Source organism: Flavobacterium sp. UBA7682, assembly GCF_002482945.1.
GTDB lineage: Bacteria > Bacteroidota > Bacteroidia > Flavobacteriales > Flavobacteriaceae > Flavobacterium.
In genome coordinates this window covers 1-5,476 of the sequence record NZ_DLGY01000052.1, presented here as the reverse complement: position 1 = coordinate 5,476, position 5,476 = coordinate 1, and the positions used below count along the sequence as shown (strand labels likewise).

Genomic DNA, 5,476 nt, shown 5'->3' with positions numbered 1-5,476 from the left:
TTATTTTAAAAGCACCATCTTGAAATTTGGGTGTTCCGGAAATATCCATCAGGCCAAGGTTGGAGGCAAGGCCAGCAGTAGAGTAACGATAATTGGCAAGGTATGAGCCCTTGTACCCCTTTTTAAATGGGCCTTCCACCGTCAAGTCTGCTCCTAAAATGCCTAAGCCAAATGTAGTTTCCAACTTTTCGTTGTTGCCGCTTCTCATTTTTACATCATAAACTCCAGACAATGCATCACCGTATTCCGGAGAAAAGGCTCCGGTATAAAAATCAGATGTTGCCAATAAATTATTATTTAATGCACTGATACCGCCACCGGCTGCACCTTGATTTGCAAAATGGTTTGGGTTGGTAATTTGCATACCCTCTAATCGCCATTGTACATATTTTGGTGAGTTACCCCTTACGATAATATCGTTTCCGCCATCCTGAGTACTAGTGACACCTGCAAAGTTTGACATGATACGAGAGGGGTCATTAAAGCCCCCTGCAAAACGGCTGGTTTCGTCTGTGGAGATGGAGCGGCCACTTACTAATGACATATCATTGCGCGCTTCTCCTTTATTTTTATAAGCCTGCACCGTTAATTCTGCCATTTTAATAGAAGTCTCTTGCATTTCTAAATTAAGAATTACTTCTTTAGCTGAGTTTACTTCAATATTAGGGATAATAGCCGTTAGATAATGTGTAGCAGAAACCTGGATATTCACACGACCTATTCTTACTTTTTCCAGCCTGAAATTGCCCTTAGAGTCTGTTTCTGCTATAATAGATGGGCTGATATCCTTGACAAGAAGAACGGCTCCTTCGATAGGTAATTTACTATCCGCATCTACTATTGTACCCCTTATTGTTTGGCTTAGTGTTTGTGCTTTTACAAAACTTGATAGTAGTACAGCAATTAATGTTAAATAGAATTTTTTCATCTTTTCTTGCGTATAATTTTTATTGTTTGCGCAAAGATGATTTGCTTTTATAGCTTATTATACTGGAATATGCTACTACAGCAATGTCCTCTGCAAAACAGTAAAAATGTTCGGCAAAATCAGGTATTGGTTTACATTTTTGAATTAATAGTCTTGAAAAAAAGCTCTCTATAGGTTTCCGAAACAGGAATAATAACTCCTCCGATATTAATGCGGCTTCGCTCGACAGTGTCGATTTTGTTTATCGCTACCATATAGGATTTATGCACTCTGCATAAAATATTAGAAGCAATGATCTGTTCAAATTCTCCAAAATTTTGTAAAGTCATAATTTTTTTTGAGGAGGTATGTATTCTTCTGTAATCCCGCATTCCTTCAATATAGATGATGTCTGAGATGTTTATCTTTTCTAATCTGTTTTCTGTTTTTACGAAAATAAATTCAAACCTGTGTTCACTATGTTTAAGTGATAGTTTTTCCTGAACCCTGTTTACGGCCTGCAAAAAACGATTAAAAGTGTAGGGTTTTAAAAGATAGTCTGATACATTTAATTCATATCCCTTTAGTGCATATTCCTGATATGCGGTAGTTAGGATTACTTCGCAATCAACCTGGGTAGACTCAAGAAGTTCTATTCCGGATAACTCATCCATGTTGATGTCCAAAAAAAGTAAGTCTATACTATTACTCTTTAAGAAAGTCAGGCCGTCAAGTGCGTTGTCAAAAAAACCAATCAAACTTAAAAAAGGAACTTTAAGTACATATTCCTTTAATCTGTCTAATGCCAGAGGCTCATCTTCGATAATGATGCAACGATATGAAATCATAAATGGATGTATAAATTTACAGTGTATGTATCATTTGTATTGTTGATTGTAAGCCCGTGATTGTTGGGGTACAATAAATGTAACCTTTTTGCTATTAACTCAGAGCCTATTCCATGGACCTCGTTTTGTCCTCTTGTGTACTTATTTGTACAAACAAAGTTTATCCTGTTTTCGTCAATGGTAATCTTAAGACTGATCGCATTTCCCATTTTTTTATTTGAGCAATGCTTAAACGCATTTTCAATAAATGGTATAAAAATCATTGGTGCAATGAGCTTCCCGTTATTGTTTCCTTCGACCTGGTAAGTTACGTACGTACTATTTGATGTTCTTATTTTCTGTAATTCAATATACTTTTCGATGTATTCCAGTTCCTTTTTGAGCGATATATTATTTGCCTTGGTTTCGTAAAGCATAAACCGCATGATGTCAGATAATTTATTTAAATATTCCGAAGCGATATCAGGATCTTTAAGAATCAGAACATCAATATTATTAATGGTATTGAAAAGAAAATGAGGGTCCAGTTGAGATTTTACCAAAGCCATTTCTGTTTCATGTGTTTTTGACATTAGTGCTTCTTTAATTTTTATTTCACTATGCCATGTCACAAACCCTTTAATAACAAAACCAACAGTACCACTTACAAAAGCTATAAAACTCATAAACGATATCATAGCTATTGCAACATTTATACCATTTAGCTCCGTAGTATTGCAATTACCTGGTATGATAAAATACGAAACTATGTATCCGAAAAAAGCTGCAATAACAGAAATGAATAATGCAGCCAGAAAAGTTTTAAAAATACTCTTTGTTTTGACATAGTATTTAAAAATTAAGTAATAGAAACCATAGAATGATATGAATGACGGAACTAATGCAATACCGAAGATTATACTTAAGTAATAAGGAAGCTTGGAAATGTCATTTTGATTGGGCATTAAAATTGCAAGTAGTACAATTATGATTAACCCAAAACAAAACCAAAACCCAATATGTATAAAATGAGTAAGATACTTTTTCAAAATTTAGTTGTTATTATTTGGAATGGAACTGTAAAAATTAATCATATTATGCATCTTCCAAAATCAAATCGGTTAAAAGGCACTTTTTGTCTGCAAAATTTATAGGACATTAGGGCGTTTGCAAGCTTTTTGATTTTAGCCCGACCGTGTCAGTTATTTTAACAATGAACTTATCTTTTTGGGCAATAATAATTAAATCAACTGAACTGATGTGCTCAGGAGTATAATAAGATTTCCACGCCAGATGTATAAATTCGAATAAAGGCTTGACTAAATAGTCTGCATGATAATAATGACTTCCTATAAAACCATACATTCCTTTTAAAATTGTTTACTTCGAGTCCTCGAAGCCAAGAAGATGATTCAGATCTACCTCCGTCGTAGTCATGACCTGCCATACTGTTTGATAATCTCTTCAATATAACAACTATCTTCTCTCCCACTTATTGAATCCCGATAAATCCAATAAGAATCTTCTTTAAATGAAAAGTTGCGTTTTATTTCTTCGGAACATTAGAAGTATGTACTTTTTTACAACCGAGTATCAGAATAAATCATAGAATAATTATGATTGCTTTTTTATGATTGCTTATTTTATAACCTTATGCCTTACCAATTCCCAATTATACGTAACAGAATAATAAGGCATTTTCATTTTAATCAGCCCTACATTATTGAGATAATACATCCCTGACGCCGTTGGGATTTCATACACTTTATCAAAATTCTCGCCGGATACATTTTTAAATGGAATGTAGGTATTGGGTAATTTTGCCTGATAAGTCTGTTCGCTTATTGGCATGTAACAACCAAATACATCTTCAATATCGGAGCCAAAGAGAGCATTTAAGAAATTACCACGCATTAAAAATTCAATTTCTATATTTGTTTTATTCCCTTTGTGAATAGTGGCCAATTTCATTTTGATCTCCAAACGCTCAATTTTATCATAATCGATTAACGAGCCATAGTCAGTTTCATCAAAGTAAGTTGTGTTCTTGATTACGTAACAACTATCCTCTCTTCCTGTAGCGGAATCCCGGTAAATCCAATAACTGCCGGGTTTGTAAGAGAAGTTCCTTTTTATATCGTCTGTTAAATACAAAGTCCGTTCTTTTTGACAGGCTGTAAAAAAGAAAAAGGCGATTAATAGTGTGAGGGAATATTTCATAGGATTATTTTAGAATTTTCCAGCGTTGCAATTCCAGCACTTTAGTCATATTCCCACTGGATGTAAAACAAACGAAACGCATTTTTACCAAGCCGAATGCGTCGCTCCAATAACCCGTGCTGGCAGCATCGGAACCAAGCGTCTTATCGTATTGAGAAAAAACACAAACATTATCAAATTTTGAACCAGCCAAAAGCAGTGGCTCTTTCAGTCGGGTGTAAACTATTGTATCATGAGGAGGATAATTAACCGGAGCCAAATAGGAAAAGGGATAGAAAAATACGAGATACAATGGTTGACTGCTAAACTTTGTCAAGCCACAAGATAAATGATTATTATCCGATGATCTGGTTGTAACACTTAAATCTAAACTGAGATTATATGAGGTATCCTTGCCAATATGTTTCGAATCAAAATACAGATGCATTTTTTCATATTTAAATCCTGAATTCGTGGTATAGCCTCCGTCAATTTTTAATTCATTTGCCACTAAATAAACGCTATCCAATTCTCCGGAAACTGAGTCCTTAAATATCCAGTAACTCCCCGGTTTATTATTCAGGGCTGCTTTTAAATTCGCATCCAGATATTTTGTTTCATATTTAGGCTCTTTATTGCAGGATGCAAAAGCAAAGAGCAAAACTAATATGAGGAAGAGGTTTTTCATTCTGAATCTTTTAAACGACAACTGTCTGTTTCACAATAAAAATAATACAGGAATTTATTAATTCTCATCTTATTTCACCAACGGTATCATTTTGCACACGAGCGGTACATTTCAGGCATTTTTTGTGCTCTGAAATATTAAGGTGGGGAATTATTGAATACAACAGCTGCCTGGTAGTACCTTAAAAATAAACCGTTATTTCTTTTTGCGCAGCAACCAAAGACTCCAGATGTCGCTACGGGATTGCCAGTCGTTGAAATTATTATGCAATAAAAACTGTGGCAAATGCACATACAGCAGTTGCTCCGTGTAGCGCGGGTCGTGGTAAGACAAAGAAGTGTGATAGCTCATTACCAAAACAGAATCGGCATTTTGAGTGTTTATCAGCGCAGGATACGCCTCATTATCCGTCGTGTCTTCAGTAAGATATTTGGGGCGGTACAAGGTAATCTGGTTATATCCTTCATCAAAAATTCCCCGGCCAATGGTGATTAAATGAACCGGTTTGTCTTGTGCATAATTGTAAAGATATTTGTAATAGCTGTGTGTATTGCTGGCCGGCCAGAAACAACGATAGGCCATCAGTACCAGGTTGAAAACGACCAGAACACGAAATACCGGCATCAGCCATTTTTTGTTTTTAATACTTTCCCAGATTTCCTGCAAGCCCGAAAAAGATAAGGCCAGAAATGGCAGTATCATCGGGAAGATGAAGCGAAACTCTTTGTGCGGTACAATCATATGCCCTAAAATGAAAGGGATGAAAACAAACATCATCAGTTGCACCGGCTTTTTCACCAATGCAATAATGAACAAGACCAACAATATCCAGCTGATGGGCGGAATGCCCTGTGT

Annotated in this window: 6 protein-coding genes; all 6 read right to left on the bottom strand. The window is 35.5% G+C overall.

The annotated features are described in order from the left end of the window. The coding region (locus tag B3C16_RS16470) for a TonB-dependent receptor (RefSeq protein ID WP_291133441.1) at positions 1–928 on the bottom strand (928 nt) is incomplete at its 3' end. Positions 929–1,059: 131 nt separating this feature from the next. Continuing rightward, positions 1,060–1,755 carry a LytR/AlgR family response regulator transcription factor gene (locus B3C16_RS16465; RefSeq protein WP_291133440.1) on the bottom strand — a complete coding sequence of 232 codons (696 nt, stop codon included), beginning with the start codon at positions 1,753–1,755 and terminating at the stop codon, positions 1,060–1,062. Then, entirely contained in the window at positions 1,752–2,783 is a 1,032-nt protein-coding gene (locus B3C16_RS16460; protein WP_291133439.1) for a sensor histidine kinase, read from the bottom strand. Before B3C16_RS16460 ends, B3C16_RS16465 begins: the two co-directional genes overlap by 4 nt. Positions 2,784–3,372: 589 nt before the next feature. Next, positions 3,373–3,954 carry a hypothetical protein gene (locus tag B3C16_RS16455; protein WP_291133438.1) on the bottom strand — a complete coding sequence of 194 codons (582 nt, stop codon included), beginning with the start codon at positions 3,952–3,954 and terminating at the stop codon, positions 3,373–3,375. A gap of 4 nt (positions 3,955–3,958) precedes the next feature. After that, positions 3,959–4,621: a hypothetical protein gene (locus B3C16_RS16450; RefSeq protein ID WP_291133436.1), complete on the bottom strand. Its 663-nt coding sequence runs from the start codon at positions 4,619–4,621 to the stop codon at positions 3,959–3,961. Between the two features lie 195 nt (positions 4,622–4,816). After that, positions 4,817–5,476, bottom strand: a 660-nt coding sequence (locus B3C16_RS16445; RefSeq protein WP_291133434.1) for a hypothetical protein, incomplete at its 5' end; no start/stop codon positions are given.